The sequence below is a fragment of the Streptosporangium sp. NPDC001681 genome (genome assembly GCF_040298085.1).
Classification (GTDB): domain Bacteria; phylum Actinomycetota; class Actinomycetes; order Streptosporangiales; family Streptosporangiaceae; genus Streptosporangium.
On the sequence record NZ_JBEOZN010000099.1, the window covers coordinates 1 to 17,748 of the forward strand.

Here is a 17,748-nt window from a genome sequence, read left to right on the forward strand (position 1 = left end):
CCGGTGACGTGAGGTTCACGTCACCGGCCGCCGCTGTTTCATCCACTTTCCGCGCGGAAAAGAAACGACCATCGTGAAATCGATGGTCACCCGTGTGACCGAGCTCGGCGGGCGGCCCGCAGGCCGGACCGTGAGACCGCGTATTCACTCGGCCCCCGGCGCGTCCGCGGTCCGGGATTCATCGGCCGTCGCCTCCGGCCGGATCAGACGGTCTGGGGCCGGCCTTACGAGATGTCTCCAGCGTGGCGGACCGCCATGGGCCGCCGTCCGATGTCGTTGTCCGGTGCGGGACACCCGGGTCCCGAGGACGGGGCACGAGCCGGCCGGCAAGGTGTGGAGATCGGGGATTCCGGAACCAGGACGTCGCCCGGTGCGGGAGCGCGAGCCCCGCCGGCCCGCGGCGAGTGATGGCGGCTCCGCGGGAGCCCACTCCGGGGATCTTTGTCACGGGGGCGGAAGAAAGGCGGGTCTCGCCCCTTCGAGGGGGCGAGACCCGCGCCAGGAGATCAGACCCTGAGTGTGAGGACGTGCTCGACCAAGGTGATCAAGGTCGATTTCACCGCGTCCCTGGACCGGGCGTCGGTCCGGACGACGGGGATGTGCGGGGCGATCGTCAGAGCCTCCCGCACCTCCTCCTCACCGTGGATGTGCGATCCGCCGAACCCGTTGAGGGCCACGACGAACGGTAGTCCGGCCTCCTCGAAGTAGTCGATCGCCGGGAAGCTGTCGGCCAGCCGCCGGGTGTCGACGAGCACGATCGCACCGATCGCACCCTTCACGAGGTCGTCCCACATGAACCAGAACCGGTGCTGACCCGGCGTACCGAACAGGTACAGGATCAGGTCGCGGTCCAGCGAGACCCGGCCGAAGTCCATGGCGACCGTGGTGGTTCGCTTTGTCGGGATGTGCGAGAGGTCGTCGACGTCCGCGCTGGCCTCTGTCATCACCGCTTCCGTGGTCAGCGGCATGATCTCGGAGACCGCGCCGACAAAGGTCGTCTTGCCGACACCGAACCCGCCGGCGACGACGATCTTCGTCGACGTCATCCCGGCGTCAGAGCCTGCGAAGCCCACTGAGCACCCTTTCAAGCAAATTGAGATCCGGCTTACCCGCATCCAGCGACGGCTGATGGATCTGCACCAGGCCCTCGGCCGCCATGTCCGCGATCAGTACCCGGGTCACGCCAAGTGGCATGCGCAACAGGGCAGAGAGCTCGGCAACCGAGCGCACCTGCCGGGACAGCGAAATGATCGCCTGATATTCCGTGGAGAGCGTGGCGGGATCCACCCCCGCCAACGTCGCCGAGGAGACCAGTGCCTCGAGAGCTAGCTGCATCCGGGGGGCGGTCCTGCCCCCGGTCACAGCGTACGGGCGAATCAACCGGTCTCGCCCGCTCTTGGCCTGAGACGTGTTCTGGGGTTCCTCCCCCGGCCCACGCCAACCTGGTGCGTCCATATCACCCCCCTATCGCTGAACCGACTGCAGTTCGGCCCGTAGCGCAGGCGTAAGCGCCTGCCCGGCACGCTCTGCGAGCAGTGTCATCTGGTAGGCCACCAGGCCCATGTCACAGTCCGGCGAGGCCAGTACGGCCAGCGCGGAACCATCGCTGATCGACATGGTCAGCAGAAGGCCCCGCTGCATCTCGATCACTGTCTGTGCCACAGGACCACCCTCGAAGACTCGTGAGGCGCCCTGGGTGAGGCTGATCAGACCGGCCGTGATAGCGGCGAGCTGGTCCGCCCGGTCCTTGGGAAACCCCTGGGAGTAGGCCAGCGGGAGCCCATCCGCGGAGACGATCACCGCGTGCGCCACTCCGGGCATCTCCTTGACGAACTCGGTGATCAGCCAGTTGAAGCCGCGGGCGGCCTGGCTGAGTTGGTTGTTCACTGCTGGTTCTCTCCCTCGACGGCCTTGGCGCGCTCGCTCATCTCAGCGCGTCCCTGCCGTACGCCTTGCTGGAAACTGGACAGGCGGCTGCGCACCCGATCCGCCGATATCGGCGGCATCGAGGGGGCCGGCGCAGCCGGTGCCGCCGAGGCGGCTCCGGGAACGAGGTTCGCCTTGGGCACCCGCTTGGGAAGGCCCGCTCCGGTCACGCCGCCCTCCACCGGCTTCTTGGCGACCTCGGCGGCCGCCCAGCCCTGATCCGAGGGGGTGCTCCACGGCTGCCTGTCGGCCGCGGGCGCGGCCGACCTGGGCGGCTGTGCCTGCTGCTGCGGCGGCTGCCCCGGCTGCTGCTGAGGCTGCGGCGCGGAGTGCGAGATCTGCGGGAAGTTCTGGGTCTCCAGTCCCTGCGGACCCCGCCTGACCCGCTGCTCCAGCAGCCGGGGCCTGGCCTCGGCGACGGGCTCGGGATCGGACTCTGCCTCCTGCTCCTGTTCCGGCTCGGGTGCGACGGACGTGCTGCTGCGGAACCAGTCGGACCCCACCGCCGCGAAGATCGGCAGGAACTCCTCCGGCTCCGGTTCCGTCGGCGAGACCTCGACCGCGGGAAGTGCCTGGGTGTTCTCCACCGGTTCCAGCCGCTGCGGTGTCCACAGATCGGACGAGGAGGTCTCGGGCCAGGCCGAGGGGAACGACGGCGCCGGGGTCGACGCCAGCGGCGACGACCACAGGTCCTCCACCGCGGAGGCGGGCACCACCGGCCCCGACCAGAGATCCCCGGACGTCGGCGCCGGCACCTGGGGAGGCGTCTGAGGCTGCGCCTGGGCGGGCTGTCCGAGGCCGGCCGGCGGTCGGCCGCCGCGCCCGGCGCCGGTCCCGAACGGGTCCGGGTTCGGAGCGGAGCCGAACGGGTCGGGGTTCACCGAGGAGAACGAGCTTGCGGGACCGCCGAAGGAACCGGACGGCATACCGCCCTGCCCGGCCATCGCCATCTCGGGCATCACCGTGCCCTGGGCCACCACCTGCACCGGCAGGAGCACGACGGCGCTCAGGCCGCCGGTCTCCGGGCGCCTGAGCTGGACCCTGATCCCGTGGCGCATGGCCAGGCGGCCGACCACGAACAGGCCCATCCGGCGGGAGACCGAAAGGTCCACCGCGGGAGGCTCGGCCAGCCGGCGGTTGGCCTCGGCCAGTTCCTCGTCGCTCATGCCGATGCCCGCGTCGGTGACCGCCAGGATGACGGCGCCCATCTCGTTGCCGTTGCTGGTCACCGTGATCTTGGTGTCCTGCGGCGAGAAGAAGATCGCGTTCTCGACGAGCTCCGCGACCAGGTGGACGATGTCGTTGACAGCCTGGCCGATGATCGAGATGCCCGACTCGACCCGGAGGTTCACCCGCTCGTAGTTCTCGACCTCCGACAGCGAGGCGCGGACGACGTCGCTGAGCGGAACCGGCTCACTCCACCGGCGGCTCTGCTCCTGACCGGCGAGGACCAGGAGGTTCTCGGAGTTCCGGCGCATGCGGGTGGCCAGGTGGTCCAGCTTGAAGAGGCTGCCGAGCCGGCTCTCGTCCTGCTCACCCTGCTCCAGGTCGTCGATGAGGTCGATCTGGCGTTCCACGAGCGACTGGGTGCGCCGGGAGAGGTTGACGAACATCGCGTTGATGTTGCTTCGCAGCCGGGCCTCGTCACCCGCCAGCCGGATGGCCTCGCGGTGGACCTCGTCGAAGGCCCTGGCCACTTCCCCGATCTCGTCACGGGAGGCCACCCCGATGGAGGGCACCTCGATGTTCGGGGCGTGGTCTCCGGACTCCCGCAGCACCCGGACGGTCTCGGGCAGCCGGGTGTCGGCCACCTCAAGTGCCTCGCTGCGCAGCTTGCGCAGCGGCCGGACGAGCGTGCCGGCCACCCAGGCGGTGATGAGCAGGATCAGGACCAGCAGGACCAGGATCGAGACACCGGAGATCGCGGCGCTGCGCTGCTCGGCGCTCTCCATCTCCTGGCTGCGGGCGACCACCGCGGCCGACAGGCCGCGCTCGACGGTCCGCATGTTGTCCACGATCGCGGAGGAGGCGGTGTACCAGGTGTCGGCGCTCCTGAGCCAGCCGCCGCCGATCCGCTCCAGCGGCTTGTTCTCCCGCATGAGGGACATGACAAGGGCGCGCATGGAGTCGGCCTGGTCGACCTTGGGGCCGTTGACCACGTCGCGGAAGCGCTTGATCTCGGCGGCCGAGGCGGTCGCCCGGAAGGCGTTTTCCTCGCTCAGCTGGCTCCGGTACGCGCCCAGCAGGTCGGCGGGGTCGTCGAAGTCGAACTTGCGGTCCAGGAAGCTGACCAGGAGGGTGCCCCGCTGCCTGGCGACCTGCTCCTTGGCCCGGGTCAGCGCGCCCAGCGCGAGCGCGTCACCGATGAGGCGCTCGTCGCCGCCGCTGCGGCCCAGGTCGTCGTGGAGGGTGATGAAGTCGGTGATCATCCGTGAGTACATGCCGAGGGCCGCCCGGGGCAGCACGCTGCCGTCGGTCATCAGCCTGCGCAGACCGGGGAGACCGTTGAGCCAGCGGCGGATCTGGGCGACCTCGGTACGGACCCGGACCGCCTGCGACTCGTCGAGGTCCTCCATGGCGGCCAGCGTCTGCTTGCTGCTCCGGTCGACCACCCCACGCTGCTCCCTGACCTTGGTGAGCCGGGCGCGAGTGGCGCCGGCGACGTACCAGGCGGTGAGGTCGCGCTCCTCGGCCATCTCGTGGGCGAGCGTGCCGAGCGACTCGACCAGTGAGGCGACCTCGGTCATCCGGCGGTACTCACCGGCCGTGGCGAGGGCGGTGGTCAGCTGAAGTCCGGTGAGCAGGACGGCCGCGGCGGTCGGGAGCAGGATCAGCGCGACCAGACGGGGACGCACGCGCCAGTTCGCCGGCAGGAGTCGACTGCCCACCCCTGACGCGCGGTGGCTCCGGCGGTCTTGTGTCATCACTGGCCTACGTAACCCCTCGCCGGATTTGGAAACGGCGAAAGCAATTTGAGCACATCCTTTATGTCACTTCGAATGGAGTAAATGCCGATAAATCCCCGCAAAAAGGACATACGGCTACAAAGTTTTCAGGCCGGCCGGAAGGAATCTTTCACCTCCGGAGCCTGGTGCTTGATCATCAGGTGGCGGGTCACAGAGTATTCCCCAACCGCCTCCTGACTCATGTCCTTGCCGAAGCCGCTCCCCTTGACCCCGCCGTGCGGCGCCTCAGAGGCGATGGGCAGATGGTCGTTCACCCAGGTCACGCCCACATCGAGCCGATGCGACACGCGCAGCGCCCTGGCCACGTCCCTGGACCAGACCGATGAGGCCAGCCCGTAGACGGTGTCGTTGGCCAGCCGGACCGCCTCGTCCTCTCCGTCGAAGGGCAGGGCGACCAGTACCGGACCGAAAAGTTCACCCTGAACGATCTCACTGTCCTGGGTCGCGCCGGAAACCAGCGTGGGCGGGTAGTAGAAACCGGGCCCTTCGAGCGGGGCGCCGCCGCAGAGCACGGAGGCGCCCGCGGCGACGGACCGCTCCACGAAGCCGTGCACGCGGTCGCGGTGCACCGCGGAGATCAGCGGGCCGATGTCGGTGGCCGGATCCCAGGGGTCGCCCACACTGATCCGCGCCAGCGTCGCGTGCAGCGCCTCGACCGCCTCGTCGTACACCTCCCGGGAGATGTAGACGCGAGTCGCGGCCGTGCAGTCCTGGCCGGTGTTGTAGGTGGCGCCCATCGCGACGCCCCTGGCCATCTCGGACAGGTCCGCGTCACCGAAGACCAGCGCCGGAGCCTTGCCGCCGAGCTCCAGGTGGACCCGCTTCAGAGAGCCCGTGGCGCCGCGCATGACCGCGCGGCCGGTCGTGGTGGAGCCCGTGACGCTCACCATGTCGACGCCCGGGTCGGTGACGAGGGCCTCGCCCACCTCGGCGCCGCCCAGCACCACCTGGAGCAGGCCGTCGGGCGCGCCGGCCCGGGCGAACAGCTCGGCCATCCGCAGCGTGGTGCCCGGCGTCTGCGGTGCGGGCTTGATGACCACCGCGTTCCCCGCGGCGAGCGCGGGGCCGATCTTCCACACCGCCATGACCAGGGGGAAGTTCCACGGGGCGATCGATCCGACGACGCCCACCGGACGACGCACCAGCACCGAGGTGTAGCCGGAGCTGAGCACCCCCGCACCGGTGCCGTCCAGCGAACGGGCCGCCCCGGCGAAGAAGCGGAGGTTGTCCGCCGCGAACGGCAGCTCGCCGTCGCGGAAGACCGCCGCGGGCTTGCCCGTCTCGACGACCTCCAGCCGGGTGAGCTCCTCGGCGTCGGCCTCGACGAGATCTGCGAAGCGCAGCAGCACCCTGGCCCGCTCGGCCGGGGTCGCGGCGCTCCATTCCCGGAACGCCACGCGGGCCCGCCGCACGGCGGCGGCCACCTCCTCGATCGGGGTGTCGGCGATCTCCCTCAGGAGCTCGCCGGTCGCCGGATTGATCAACTTGCCCATGGAACTTCCCTCATCGTGGTGGTGCGGAGAGCCGTCAGGCGCCGGCCCGCTCGATCAGGTCGGCCGCCCTGCGCAGGCCGTCCCGCCCGCGGATCTCCTCGCCCGCGGCTGCCAGGCGCTCGCGGAGCGCGCCGTCGCCCAGGAGCCTGTCCAGCGCGCCGGTCAGCTCCTCGTCGGAGAAGGTGTAGGTGGACAGGCGCACACCGTAGCCGAGCTCGTGGACGCGCTGCGCGTTGTCGTACTGGTCCCAGAACAGGGGCAGCAGGATCATCGGCTTGCCGAAGTGCAGCGCCTCGGTGGTGGTGTTGTTGCCGCCGTGTGTGATGACCAGGTCGACCATAGGAATGATCTTGGTCTGCGGGACGAACTCGGCGCCCCACATGTTGTCGGCCAGCTTGATCTCCTCGTGCAGCGGACCCATCGAGACGATGAAGCGGTGCGGGGTGGTGGCCAGCACGTCGATGACCCGCTGCATGAGCGAGACGTCCGCCGAGCCGAGCGAGCCCAGCGAGAAGTAGACCAGCGAGCCGTCCCGCCCGGCCAGCGACGCGGGGAGCTCGAAACCACCGTCCGTCTCGCGCACCGAGGAGTCCAGGCGGTGCCAGGAGTCGCCCAGCGGCCGGGCGTCGACGTAGTCGGCGATCTCGGGGAAGACGTAGAGGTTGAGGTCACCCTCGTGGATGAAGTCCAGGTCCGGCAGCGGGTCGGCGCCCTGCTCGACGACCCACTCGTTGAAGGCGGTCCAGATCTCGCGGTGGGTGCGGTCGTACTCGGCGTTGAAGGCACCCCACTGCGACCGGTCGTCGGCGGGCAGCCCGGAGAAGACCGGGGCGACGCCCTCACCGCGCACCTCCAGCGGGTTGCAGGAGACGATCCGGACGAACGGCTTGCCCGCCGTCAGCAGCGCCGGGAAGGTGATGACGTTGTCCTCGACGATGACGTCCGGCTGGACGCGCTCGATAATCTCCTTCAACTGCGGCTCGCAGTACTTGGCGCCGTCGATAAGCGCCTCCCAGATCGGCTTGGTGACCGTCTCCAGCTGCTCCAGAGTGGACTTCCGGTATTCCGGTGCGGTGTCCCTGATGAAGTCCTTCCAGAACTGCCCGGCGTCCTGCTCCTCTTCTGCCGGAGGCGCGAGATCGACCAGGTCCTCCTCGAATCCGAGGGCCTCCAATTTCCCCTTCCAGGAGGCCTCAGCTGCGAAAACGACTCTATGCCCATGCTTGCGAAGAATGTCACCGATGCCGATGCAGTTGTTCGTCGGCCCGTAGGCGCTCTCCGGCATGAACAGGATCGTGAGGGACATCACGCCTCCTTACGTCTAGAGGTTGCGGCTTTTGAAGAATGGTGGAATTCTCGGCTAGCAAAAATTCTAGAAAACGGTCACTATGGACCCCGGCACAGAGCGTGGTTTTCAACGAGCGGGGGAATATGACGCGCAAGGGACGGGCGGACCGGCGCCTGGATCTCATCGCGGCCGCACATCGGGCGATCATCCGGCACGGCACCGAGGGAGTGCACCTCAACCATGTCGCGGAGGAGGCCGGGCTCACCTCCGGGGCCGTCCTGTACCACTACCCGCGTCTCAGCGAACTGCTGGTCGACGCCCACCACGCCGGGATGGAGCGCTTCTACGAGCAGCGACTCAAGCGGATCAAAGGCATGCGCGACCCCGCGGAGAAGCTTGTCGTGACCGTCCGCTCGGGGCTGCCGCACGGTCCGGACGACCCGGACGTCCGGCTGCTCAACGAGCTCGGCGGAGCCGCGCCCCGCAACAGGATGTACGCCCTGCTGCTGACCACCCTCTACGACCGCCAGGTCTCGCTCTACCAGAGCATCCTGGACACCGGGGCCGCGTTGGAGACCTTCACGCTGTCGGGCGACTCCCTGCTCATCGCCCGCAACCTGGTCGCGCTCGAGGATGCGTACGGCTATCGCATAACGGCCCGCCACCCGGTGATCGGCCCGCAGGAGGCGGCGGAACTCATCCTCGACTACGCCAGGACCGCGACGAACCACCCGCTCAACTCGTCTCATTGAGGGATCAGCACTCCGTCCCCCTCGGCCCAGCCGAGCGCCACCTCAGAACCCGCCTGGACCTGGGTGGCCCCCTGGGTGGCCACCAGCACGGGCTGCCGGCGCCCGCTCACCTGTACCGACACGTGCGAGACGCCGCCGTAGAAGCTCACGTCGACGACCTCGCCGCTCAGCACGCCCTTGCCCTCGTCGTCCAGCCTGATCCGCTCCGGTCGTACGGCGAGCAACGCGGGCGTGCCGTCGGGCAGGTCCGACGTCCCGGGAAGGATGCCGAGTTCCTCGCCGGCCAGGCCGACCGAGCAGGCCCTGCCCTCGAAGATGTTGTTGGCCCCCACGAAGCCGGCGACGAACGGCGTGCGCGGGTGCTCGTACAGCTCCACCGGGGCGTCCACCTGCTCGACCCCACCGGCGTTGAAGACCGCGATCCTGTCGGCCAGCGACATGGCCTCCTCCTGGTCGTGGGTGACCACGACGAAGGTGATGCCGACCTCGTTCTGGAGCCGCTTGAGCTCCAGCTGCATCTCCGCGCGCACCTTCTTGTCCAGCGCGGACAGCGGCTCGTCCAGCAGCAGCAGGCGCGGCCGCTTGACGATCGCGCGGGCGAGCGCGACCCGCTGCCGCTGGCCGCCGGAGAGCTGATGCGGCCTGCGGCCGGCCATGGCCTCCAGCCCGACCTTCTCCAGGACCTCGTCGACCCGGCCGCGGACCTCCGCCCTGCCCAGCCTCTCCCGCTCCAGGCCGTACGCGACGTTCTTGGCCACGGTCATGTGCGGGAAGAGCGCGTACGACTGGAACATCAGGTTGACCGGGCGGCGGTGGGCCGCCTGGCCGAGCAGGTCGTCGCCGTCGAGCGTGACGGTGCCCTCGTCGGGCGACTCGAAGCCCGCCAGGATCCGCAGGAGTGTCGTCTTACCGCAGCCGCTGGGGCCGAGCAACGCGAAGAACTCGCCCTGCCGGATCTCCAGGGAGACGTCCGACAGCGCCGTGACGTCACCGAACCGGCGGCTGACACCCGTGATCTTCAGCATTAGGACAGCGACTCCGTCAGTCGGGTCATCCGCTGGGTCACGATCACCGCGGTGAAGCTCACGAGCAGCAGCAGCGTGGCCAGGGCGTTGATCTCGGGGGTGACCCCGAAGCGGACCATTGAGTAGATGACGATGGGCAGGGTCGGCGTGGTGGGCGCCGCCGTGAAGAACGCGATGACGAACTCGTCGATCGAGAGGGTGAACGCGAGCAGCGCGCCGGCCAGGATGCCCGGCGCCAGCTGCGGCAGCGTGATCCGGAGGAACGTGGTGAACGGCGTCGCCCCCAGGTCCCTGGACGCCTCCTCCAGGGAGGTGTCGGCGTGGGTGAGCCGGGTGCGGACCACCGCGGTCACGAACGCCATGCCGAACACCGTGTGGGCCAGCAGCACCGAGTGCAGCCCGAGGGTCGACTTGATCATGGCGTAGAACACCAGCAGGCCGATGCCCAGCACCAGGTCGGGCAGGACGGCCGGCAGCACGCCGAGCGCGTCGAGCGCCCGCGACCTGGTGTGGCGGGCCAGGCCCACGGCCAGCAGGGTGCCGAGCACCGTGGCCAGCACCGTGGAGCCAACGGCCACGATCAGCGTGTTGACCAGGCCCTGGCGAATGTCGGCGTTCTCGGCGAGCGTGCCGTACCACTTCAGGCTGAAGCCCTCGTGGACGTAGGGGGACTCGCCGGCGTTGAAGGACATCACGACGAGCACGACGATCGGCGTGTAGAGGAAGACGTAGGTCGCCCAGAAGGGGACGTACAGCAGTCGGGGTCTACGCACGTCGGGCACTCCATGCCTGCGCGAGCAGCAGGACGATCAGCACGGCGATGAGCGCCAGTGCGAGGGTGGACCCGAACGGCCAGTCGCGTGCCTTGAGGAACTGGTCCCTGATCAGGTTGCCGACCATGATGGAACGGCCACCGCCGAGCAGCTCGGGGATGATGAAGTTGCCGAAGCTCGGTACGAACACGAACAGGCAACCGGTGAACACACCCGGCAGGGTCAGCGGCAGCGTCACCGAGGCGAACGTGCGGACGGGCCCGGCGCCGAGGTTGGCCGACGCCTCGCGGAGCTGCGGGTCCAGCTTCTCGATCGCCGCGTACAGCGGCAGGACCATCAGCGGCAGGTACGAGTACACCAGGCCGGTGACGATGGTGCCCTGGTTGTAGAGCAGCTCCAGCGGCTTGTCGATCAGTCCCAGGTCCATCAGGGTGCTGTTGACCAGCCCGGGACCGCTCAGCAGGACGATCCAGGCGTAGATGCGTACCAGGAAGTTGGTCCAGAACGGCAGCACGACCGCGACCAGCGCGATCGTCTTCCACTTCGACGGCAGCTGGGCGATCAGGTAGGCCGTCGGGTAGCCGACCAGCAGGGCGATCAGCGTGGCGATCGCGGCCAGCTTCAGCGAGCCGATCAGCACGTCGAGATAGAGGGGGTCGAGCAGGCGGGTGAAGTTCTCCCCCGTCGCCTCGTAGACCACGCCGCCGAAGCGGCCCCTGCGAAACACCGTGAAGCTGATGAGCAGCGCCAGCGGGATCACCAGCAGGACGATCAGGTATGTCAGTCCGGGCCCCAGGAAGACGAGCCTTCCCAGGGCACGCGATCGGCGCGCCCGTGATCGCACGGACGCGCCGGAGGTGGTGGAGCGTGTCACTGCTGGGCCGCGACCTCGGTCGCGAGCCTGGTGAACTTCAGTGAGTCCTCGCCCAGGTCGATGATCGACTCACCCTTGAGCAGGTCGGACGGGCTCATCTGCAGCGGGGCGTTGGCGGCCTTGAGCTCGGGGTTCATCGCGTCCATCGCGGCCTTGTTCGGGACCTTGTAGAGGATGTTCTCCGCGGCCCAGCCGTGCACCTTCGGGTCCAGAATGTAGTTGATGAAGGCGTGTGCCGCCTCCTTGTTCTTGGAGGACTTCAGCACGACCATGGTGTCCACCCACAGGTCGCTGCCCTCCTTCGGCACCACGAACTTGATGTTCTTCTCGGTGGTCGGGCACCAGCCGTCCCACGCCTCGACCATCACGGCCTCGCCGCTCTTCAGCTTGTCGCCGAAGGTGGTGTCGTCGTAGCCGAGCAGCTTCGGCTTGGTCTCCAGCAGCTTCGCCTTGACCTTGGCGATCTCCTCGTCGCTCTTGGTGTTGACCGAGTAGCCGAGCGCCTTGATGGCTGGCAGGGCCAGCCAGCGCTCGGTGGTCATCATGGTGACCTTCTTGACCGCGTCGGCCGGCGGGTCGAGGATGTCGTTCCAACTCGTCGGAGCGGTCTTCAGCAGGTCGGTCCGGTAACAGATGCCGGTGGTGCCCCAGGTATAGGGAACCGAGAAGACGTTGCCCTTGTCGTAGGAGAGCTCCTTGGCCTCGGGGTAGAGGTTCGCGAGGTTCGGGATGAGCTCGGGGTGGAGCGGCTCCAGCAGCCCGGCCTCGTTGAGCGCCTGGGCGTACTGACCGGAGACGAAGGCCACGTCGAGCCCGGTGTCGGCGCCGCTGGTGAGCTTCGCCATGATCACTTCGTTGGTGTCGTGCAGCGTGACCTTGAGGTCGGTCTTGAGCTTCTCCTTGACCTCGGTGGCCAGTTCCTTGGGGGTGTAGCCGTCCCAGACGGAGATGGTGATGCTCTGCTTGGAAAGGTCGGCGTTCGGGTTGAGCTGCGCCGATGAGGCACTGGCAGCGGGCGCGGCGGTCTCCGCGGCCCCCCCGCCACATGCCGAGACTGCGAGCGCGAGGCCGACGGCCAGGGCGGCAGCCGGAAGATTACGGGGGTACCGGGTGCGGGACACGGCCGCTACTCCTTCAGAATTCAGTGTAAGTGGGGTAGACCGGCCGTTGGGGACACGGCAGACCAAAGCAGGAGTGTTGCAGTCAACATTATCTTGAGCAAGACTTCCCACGACATCACCCCTGGAAAGTTGGGTCCGTTTGTTAAATCCAGCTTCAATCTGGAACCGGCTCGACACGGTTCCCCGAGCCGGCGACGGACGGAGCAGCGCCCTCCTTGACGCTCTGACCAGTGCAGATCCCTCCCCCTTCAGAGTTCGCCGGTTCCATCCGCTTCCCTCCCCGGCTGTCACGGTTTTCTCAACCGACACTCAATTGTCATGGATCGACGGAGCCGCAGGGACGGGTGAGCGCGGGTTCGACGTCGACCAGACCAACCACTCGGTGGTCGTCGGCGAGAAGGTGGTCGTCAAGTGGCTCACCCCGCCCGTGCCGCTCCCGGCGCCCGCGCCCGACATGTTCGCGCACCTGACATCGGTCGGCTTCACCGCGACCGCCACGCCCTACGCGGCCCTCTCCCGGCGCGCGGACGACGGCTCCGAGATGTTGCTCGCCCTCGTCACCGCCTACCTCCCCGAGGCGAGGGACGGCTGGGAGTGGTGCGTGGACGAGGCCGTCTCCTTCGGCACCTCCTTCGCCGCCGACCTGGGCGCCCTCTCGGCCGACCTGCACGCGGCGATGGCGACCCCGTCGGTGACCTTCCCCGACCCGGTACGCACGGCGGAGGGCCCGTGGTCGCTCCGGGCCGGCGAGGCGCTGGAGGAGGCGCTGGCACTGACCGACGGCGAGGACGGCGAGTGGCTCGCGGCCCACGCCGGCGCGCTCCGCGCCGACCTGGCTCCGCTGGCCGCCGCGGGCGCCACCCCGCTGATCCGCATCCACGGCGACCTGCACGTCGGCCAGATGCTCCGCTGGCGGGACGGGTACGCGGTGATCGACTTCGACGGCAACCCGACCGTCGCGGACGCCGCCCCCTTCCAGCCCGCCGCCCGCGACCTCGCCCAGCTCACCACGAGCCTCGAACACGTCGGCCAGGTCGCGGTCAGGCGCCGCGACGCCGATCCGGCGATGATCGCCGAGTGGGCCGTCGCGGCCCGCGCCACCCTGGAGTCGGCCTACTCAGACCGCCTGGCCGAGCTGGGCCATGCCGGCCTTTTGGACCGTTCCCTGCTGCGCCCGTTCGAGGTCGAACAGGAGTGCCGCGAGCTCGTCTACGCCGCCCGGCATCTCCCCCGCTGGCGCTACGCCCCGATGGGCGTACTGCGGTCCCGCTACCGGTGACCGTTGAAACCGATGAAGGAGAGCACGTGATTCCCGAGCTGTACCTCACCGATCTGGAGGCCAAGCCCGCCGCGCTGACCGGCCTGGCGAGCGCCCTGGAGGCCGACGACCTGTTCGCCGGAGTCCCCTCCGGGATCCGGCGGGTGGTCTTCCTCGGCATGGGCAGCTCCCGGTACGCCGCCCGGGTGGCCGCGCTGCGCCTGCGGGCCGCCGGGGTGGACGCGGTGGCCGAGTACGCCTCCGCCGCCCTGACCTACCCGCCGAGCCCGGACACCCTGGTGGTCGCCATCTCCGCCACCGGTGGCAGCAGGGAGACCCTCGACGCGGTCGCCCGCGTGCGTGGCCGCTCCTTCGTCCTCGCGCTGACCAACGCGCCGGGCTCGCCGGTCACCGAGGGCGCCGACCTGGTGGTCCCGATGCTGGCCGGCGAGGAGCGCGGCGGCGTGGCCTGTCGGACCTTCCAGCACACCCTCGCCCTGCTCCTGGCACTCGGAAACCGCCTCACCGCCTCCGGCGGGGACTCACCCGCACTGCTCCGCCGTACGGCCGAGGCCACCGCCGATCTGCTGGAGCGCCGCGACGAGTGGCTGGAGCCGGCGGCGGCACTGCTCGACGGCCCGCACGGCGTCTACACGATCGCCCCCGCCGAGCACCTGTCCTCCGCCGAGCAGTCGGCCCTGATGTTCCGGGAGGGGCCGCGCAGGGCGGCCGACGCGTGCGAGACCGGCGACTGGGCCCACGTGGACGTCTACCTCACCAAGACCCTGGACTACCGCGCCATCCTGTTCCCCGGTTCTCGCTACGACGAGCAGGCCATGGACTGGATCCGGCAGCGCGGCTCCACGGTCCTGGCCGTCGGCGGCGACCTCCCCGGCGCCAAGGCCGCCGTCCGCTACCGCCACGACGACGACCCCGACGTGGCGCTCCTGACCGAGACCCTGGTGGCCGAGCTCGTCGCCGCCAGGTGGTGGCTCGCCCCGAGCTGACCCGCCCACAGCGGGCCCACGACGGGCCTCAGATCTGGTCGAGGCCGCTGAGGACGCGTTCGAGGAGGTCGGGACCGGGACCCGCCGCGTCGACCTTGGGGTGGTGGATCCGCACCAGGCCCTCGGACTCCATGTCGGAGACCAGGACGCGGGTCACGCCGAGAGGGACGCCGAGGAGGGCGGAGATCTCCGCGACCGAGCGGACCCGGCGGCACAGATCGCTGATGAGGCGGTACTCCCGGATGTAGGACAGGCCGAGCTGGGCCGGGGTCGAGGTCGAGACCATCGCCTCCATGGCGAGCTTGGCGCTCGGCACGATCCGCCCTCCGGTCACGGCGTACATCCGGACCAGCGAGCTCTCCTCCTCGACCGGTTCGCCGTACTCCGGCTCGTACCCGAAGCGCCCGTCCTGCCCACCGTCGGAGTTGTCGGCCCGCACGGCTACCGGTCCTGGTCCGGGAGCTCGTTGCGCGCCCTGCGCACGCCCTGCTGGAAGCTCGACATCCGTTCGCGGAGCCGCTCTGCCGAGACCGGGAGCGCGCCCGGCCCCGGGTCAGGGTTCGGCTGTGACCGCGCGAGCGGCGCCACCGAGCCGGGCACCAGGTTCGCCCTGGGGGTGCGTTTGGGCAGGCCGGCCCCGGTCGTACCGCCGTGTGCGGGTGCGCTCGCCGCCTGGGCTGCCTGCCAGCCCCCGTCACCGGGCGAGGACCACGGCTCGGGCTCGTCCCGGGGGCTCTCCGGAGCGGGATCGCCCGTGGCCGCACCGGTATCTCTGGAGGCGGTGTTCCTGAACCAGGCGGACTCGACCGAGGCGAAGATCGGCAGGAAGTCGTCCTGTTTCGCTGGCGGCGAGGTCCCCACCCTGGGCAACGGCCCTGTCTCGTCCGCCCGGGCCGGACGGGGAAGGGAGTCGAGCGGGCCGGGGTGCGGCGCCGGGAACTCCCCCTGCGGGCGGGACCGCTCCGGGGGCGGACTCCACACGCTCGGCGCGCTCGCGTCCGGCTGCCCGTCCCACGCGGGTGCGGGCCACGTCTGCGCGGGGGGCGCCGCGAGCACGGGAACCCTCGGGGGCAGGCCCTCGGCACCGGGCGGCCCCGCGCCGGGAGCCTGCGGGAACGACGGGCCGGCAAGGGGCGCGACGCCCGCGGGTAAGGCGGCGGGGAGCCGCGGGTAACCGACCTGCTGGGGCGCGGGGGGCGGCGTGACGAGGAGTGTCTCCGGGAGGAGGACCATCGCGGTCAGGCCGGTCCCCTGGGGGCGAAGCTGGACACGGATGCCGTGCTTGAGCGCGAGACGGCCGACCACGAACAGACCCATGTGGCGGGCGACCGAGGCGTCGGCGGCCTGCGGGTTGGCCAGCCGCCAGTTGGCCTGGGCGAGCTCGTCGAGCGTCATGCCGATGCCCTGGTCGGTCACCGAGATCATCACGCCTCCGCCCTCGATCCGGCTGCTGGACACCGTGACCCTGGTTTTCGTCTGCGAGAACGAGATGGCGTTCTCCACCAACTCGGCCAGCAGGTGGACCACGTCGCTCACCGCGGGGCCCGCGACGGCGACCTCCGACTGGACCCGGTTCGTCACCCGCTCGTAGTTCTCCACCTCCGACAGCGACGCCCTGACCACGTCCATCAGCTCGACAGGCTGCCTCCAGCGTCGCGCCACCTCCTGCCCGGCGAGGACGAGCAGGTTCTCGCTGTTGCGGCGCATGCGGGTGGCGAGGTGGTCGAGCTTGAACAGGTCCGCCAGCCGCTGGTCGTCGCGCTCGCCGCGCTCCAGCCGCTCGACCAGGCTGAGCTGGCGTTCCACCAGACTCTGGCTCCGCCGGGAGAGGTTGACGAACATCGCGTTCACCGTGTTGCGCAGCTTGGCCTCGTCGCCCGCCAGCCGCACCGCCTCCCTGAGCACCTCGTCGAACGCCCTGGCGACCTCACCGATCTCGTCTCGGGAGAGCACCCCGATCGGCGGCACGTCCGCGACGACCTCCCCCTCGCGCGACTCGCGGATCCGCTGGACGTACGCGGGCAGCCGCTCCCCGGCGACCTCCAGTGCCTCCCCGCGCAGCCGCCGTAGCGGGCTGACCAGCGAGCGCGCCACCCAGATGGTGATCACCAGCACGAGCGCCAGCAGGGTGACGACGGCCATGGCGACCATCAGGGCGTGCCTCTGCTCGGCGTCACCGAGCTGCTGGCTGCGTAGCACGATGTCCCGGGCGTGCCGTTCCTCGACCCCGCGCATGTGGTCGACGACGACGGTGGCCGCGTCGTACCACTCCTTGGCGTCGTCCTTCTCCGCCAGGTCCAGCCCTTTCAGCGAGATGCCGGAGGCCGCGCGGAGCAGGACCAGCTCGCGGAGGGACTCGGCGCGGTCGGCGGCAGGGCCGTTGACCGCCTCGTCGAAGAGGCGGCGGTCCCGGCTTCCGGCCTCGGCGGCGAAGGTCTTCCTCTCGTTGCGCTCCGTGGAGAGCGCGCCGAGGAACTGCTCCATCTGCTCCTGCTCGAACCGCCCCGCCACCAGCACCACGGTCAGCAGCGCCCGCTGGAACGAGACCGCCTCCTTGGCGCGGGCGAGCGCGTCCAGGGCCAGGGCCTGGCCGAACAGGACGTCGTCGGCCGTGCCCTTGCCGAGCTCGTCGTGGAGGGAGATCAGATCGGCGATGACCAGGCTGTAGGCGGCGATGGCCGCGTCGGGCAGCAGCGTCGCCCCAAGAGCCTGGGTACGCAGCGGGGGGAGGTCGTCCAGACGGGTGATCGCGGCCTCGACCTCGTCCCGGGTACGGCCGCTCACCTCCCCGCCGAGCAGGGCGCCGCTCTCGCGAACGCGTATCACGACACCGTCGACCAGGTCCATCTGGGCCCGCACGTTCTCCACCCCGCTCGCGGGGCGGCCAAGGGCGATGAACCAGGCGGTGTGGTCACGTTCCTCGGCCAGTTCGTGGGTGAGCGCGCCGACGTGGCCGGAGAGCCGGGCGAGGTCGTTGATCCGCCGGTAGTCGCCCGAGGCACTCATCGAGGCGAACACCTGGACCCCGCCGAGCAGCACCGCGGCGATCGTGGGCACCAGGATGAGCGCGACAAGGCGCCGACGCACCCGCCAGTTCCGCGGGCGTAGGCCGCTGCCCGCGTCTTGGATCCTCTGTGTGCTCACCGAACGCTGCCTCTCGGTGGATGAACCCCTGGTCGAATTTCCCGCGGTTCCCGGCAATTCGAGCACACCTCGACCTACGGGGCCAAGCGAACACAGCTCAATAAATGCGTATTTCTAGTGA

15 protein-coding genes are annotated in these 17,748 nt (G+C 69.7%); 3 read left to right on the forward strand and 12 right to left on the reverse strand.

Translation table 11 applies throughout. The features are described 5' to 3' along the window. Positions 1–506: 506 nt before the first annotated feature. From ABT130_RS33915 to ABT130_RS33940, 6 genes are all read right to left on the reverse strand, one after another. Positions 507–1,046: a GTP-binding protein gene (locus ABT130_RS33915; RefSeq protein WP_350930342.1), complete on the reverse strand. Its 540-nt coding sequence runs from the start codon at positions 1,044–1,046 to the stop codon at positions 507–509. Between the two features lie 7 nt (positions 1,047–1,053). Beyond that, positions 1,054–1,455, reverse strand: coding sequence for a DUF742 domain-containing protein (locus ABT130_RS33920; RefSeq protein WP_084195143.1), 402 nt, complete (start codon positions 1,453–1,455; stop codon positions 1,054–1,056). A 9-nt stretch (positions 1,456–1,464) separates the two neighbouring features. Continuing rightward, positions 1,465–1,887, reverse strand: coding sequence for a roadblock/LC7 domain-containing protein (locus ABT130_RS33925; RefSeq protein WP_030906232.1), 423 nt, complete (start codon positions 1,885–1,887; stop codon positions 1,465–1,467). Next, on the reverse strand, positions 1,884–4,781 hold the full coding sequence (locus tag ABT130_RS33930; RefSeq protein WP_350962456.1) for a sensor histidine kinase: 2,898 nt from the start codon (positions 4,779–4,781) through the stop codon (positions 1,884–1,886). The genes ABT130_RS33925 and ABT130_RS33930 overlap by 4 nt, the downstream gene beginning before the upstream one ends. Before the next feature lie 197 nt (positions 4,782–4,978). Beyond that, positions 4,979–6,385 carry an aminobutyraldehyde dehydrogenase gene (locus ABT130_RS33935; RefSeq protein WP_350930340.1) on the reverse strand — a complete coding sequence of 469 codons (1,407 nt, stop codon included), beginning with the start codon at positions 6,383–6,385 and terminating at the stop codon, positions 4,979–4,981. Between the two features lie 34 nt (positions 6,386–6,419). After that, positions 6,420–7,691, reverse strand: a complete 1,272-nt coding sequence (locus ABT130_RS33940; RefSeq protein ID WP_350962458.1) for a glycosyltransferase — start codon at positions 7,689–7,691, stop codon at positions 6,420–6,422. A 125-nt stretch (positions 7,692–7,816) separates the two neighbouring features. Between ABT130_RS33940 and ABT130_RS33945 the strand changes: the two genes are divergently transcribed. Further along, complete coding sequence (locus ABT130_RS33945) at positions 7,817–8,425, forward strand: TetR/AcrR family transcriptional regulator (protein WP_343971971.1); 609 nt, start codon at positions 7,817–7,819, stop codon at positions 8,423–8,425. Here ABT130_RS33945 and ABT130_RS33950 read toward each other — a convergent pair. The 4 genes from ABT130_RS33950 to ABT130_RS33965 are packed head-to-tail and all read right to left on the reverse strand — an operon-like array spanning position 8,419 to position 12,218. Beyond that, a complete protein-coding gene (locus ABT130_RS33950; protein ID WP_350962460.1) occupies positions 8,419–9,450 on the reverse strand; it encodes an ABC transporter ATP-binding protein in 1,032 nt (343 codons plus the stop codon). The genes ABT130_RS33945 and ABT130_RS33950 overlap by 7 nt on opposite strands. Continuing rightward, positions 9,450–10,223, reverse strand: a complete 774-nt coding sequence (locus tag ABT130_RS33955) for an ABC transporter permease (RefSeq protein WP_350930336.1) — start codon at positions 10,221–10,223, stop codon at positions 9,450–9,452. Before ABT130_RS33955 ends, ABT130_RS33950 begins: the two co-directional genes overlap by 1 nt. Next, positions 10,216–11,097, reverse strand: a complete 882-nt coding sequence (locus ABT130_RS33960) for an ABC transporter permease (RefSeq protein WP_350930335.1) — start codon at positions 11,095–11,097, stop codon at positions 10,216–10,218. Before ABT130_RS33960 ends, ABT130_RS33955 begins: the two co-directional genes overlap by 8 nt. Next, positions 11,094–12,218 carry a polyamine ABC transporter substrate-binding protein gene (locus ABT130_RS33965; protein WP_350930334.1) on the reverse strand — a complete coding sequence of 375 codons (1,125 nt, stop codon included), beginning with the start codon at positions 12,216–12,218 and terminating at the stop codon, positions 11,094–11,096. Before ABT130_RS33965 ends, ABT130_RS33960 begins: the two co-directional genes overlap by 4 nt. A gap of 313 nt (positions 12,219–12,531) precedes the next feature. Here ABT130_RS33965 and ABT130_RS33970 point away from each other — a divergent pair, with 313 nt between their 5' ends. After that, positions 12,532–13,497: a hypothetical protein gene (locus tag ABT130_RS33970; RefSeq protein WP_350930333.1), complete on the forward strand. Its 966-nt coding sequence runs from the start codon at positions 12,532–12,534 to the stop codon at positions 13,495–13,497. A gap of 26 nt (positions 13,498–13,523) precedes the next feature. Beyond that, positions 13,524–14,483, forward strand: a complete 960-nt coding sequence (locus tag ABT130_RS33975) for an SIS domain-containing protein (protein ID WP_350930332.1) — start codon at positions 13,524–13,526, stop codon at positions 14,481–14,483. 28 nt (positions 14,484–14,511) lie between these two features. Here the strand turns inward: ABT130_RS33975 and ABT130_RS33980 are convergent, their stop codons facing one another. Next, positions 14,512–14,922, reverse strand: a complete 411-nt coding sequence (locus ABT130_RS33980; protein ID WP_350962461.1) for a DUF742 domain-containing protein — start codon at positions 14,920–14,922, stop codon at positions 14,512–14,514. A gap of 2 nt (positions 14,923–14,924) precedes the next feature. Beyond that, positions 14,925–17,570, reverse strand: coding sequence for a sensor histidine kinase (locus tag ABT130_RS33985; protein ID WP_350962463.1), 2,646 nt, complete (start codon positions 17,568–17,570; stop codon positions 14,925–14,927). Positions 17,571–17,748 lie beyond the last annotated feature (178 nt).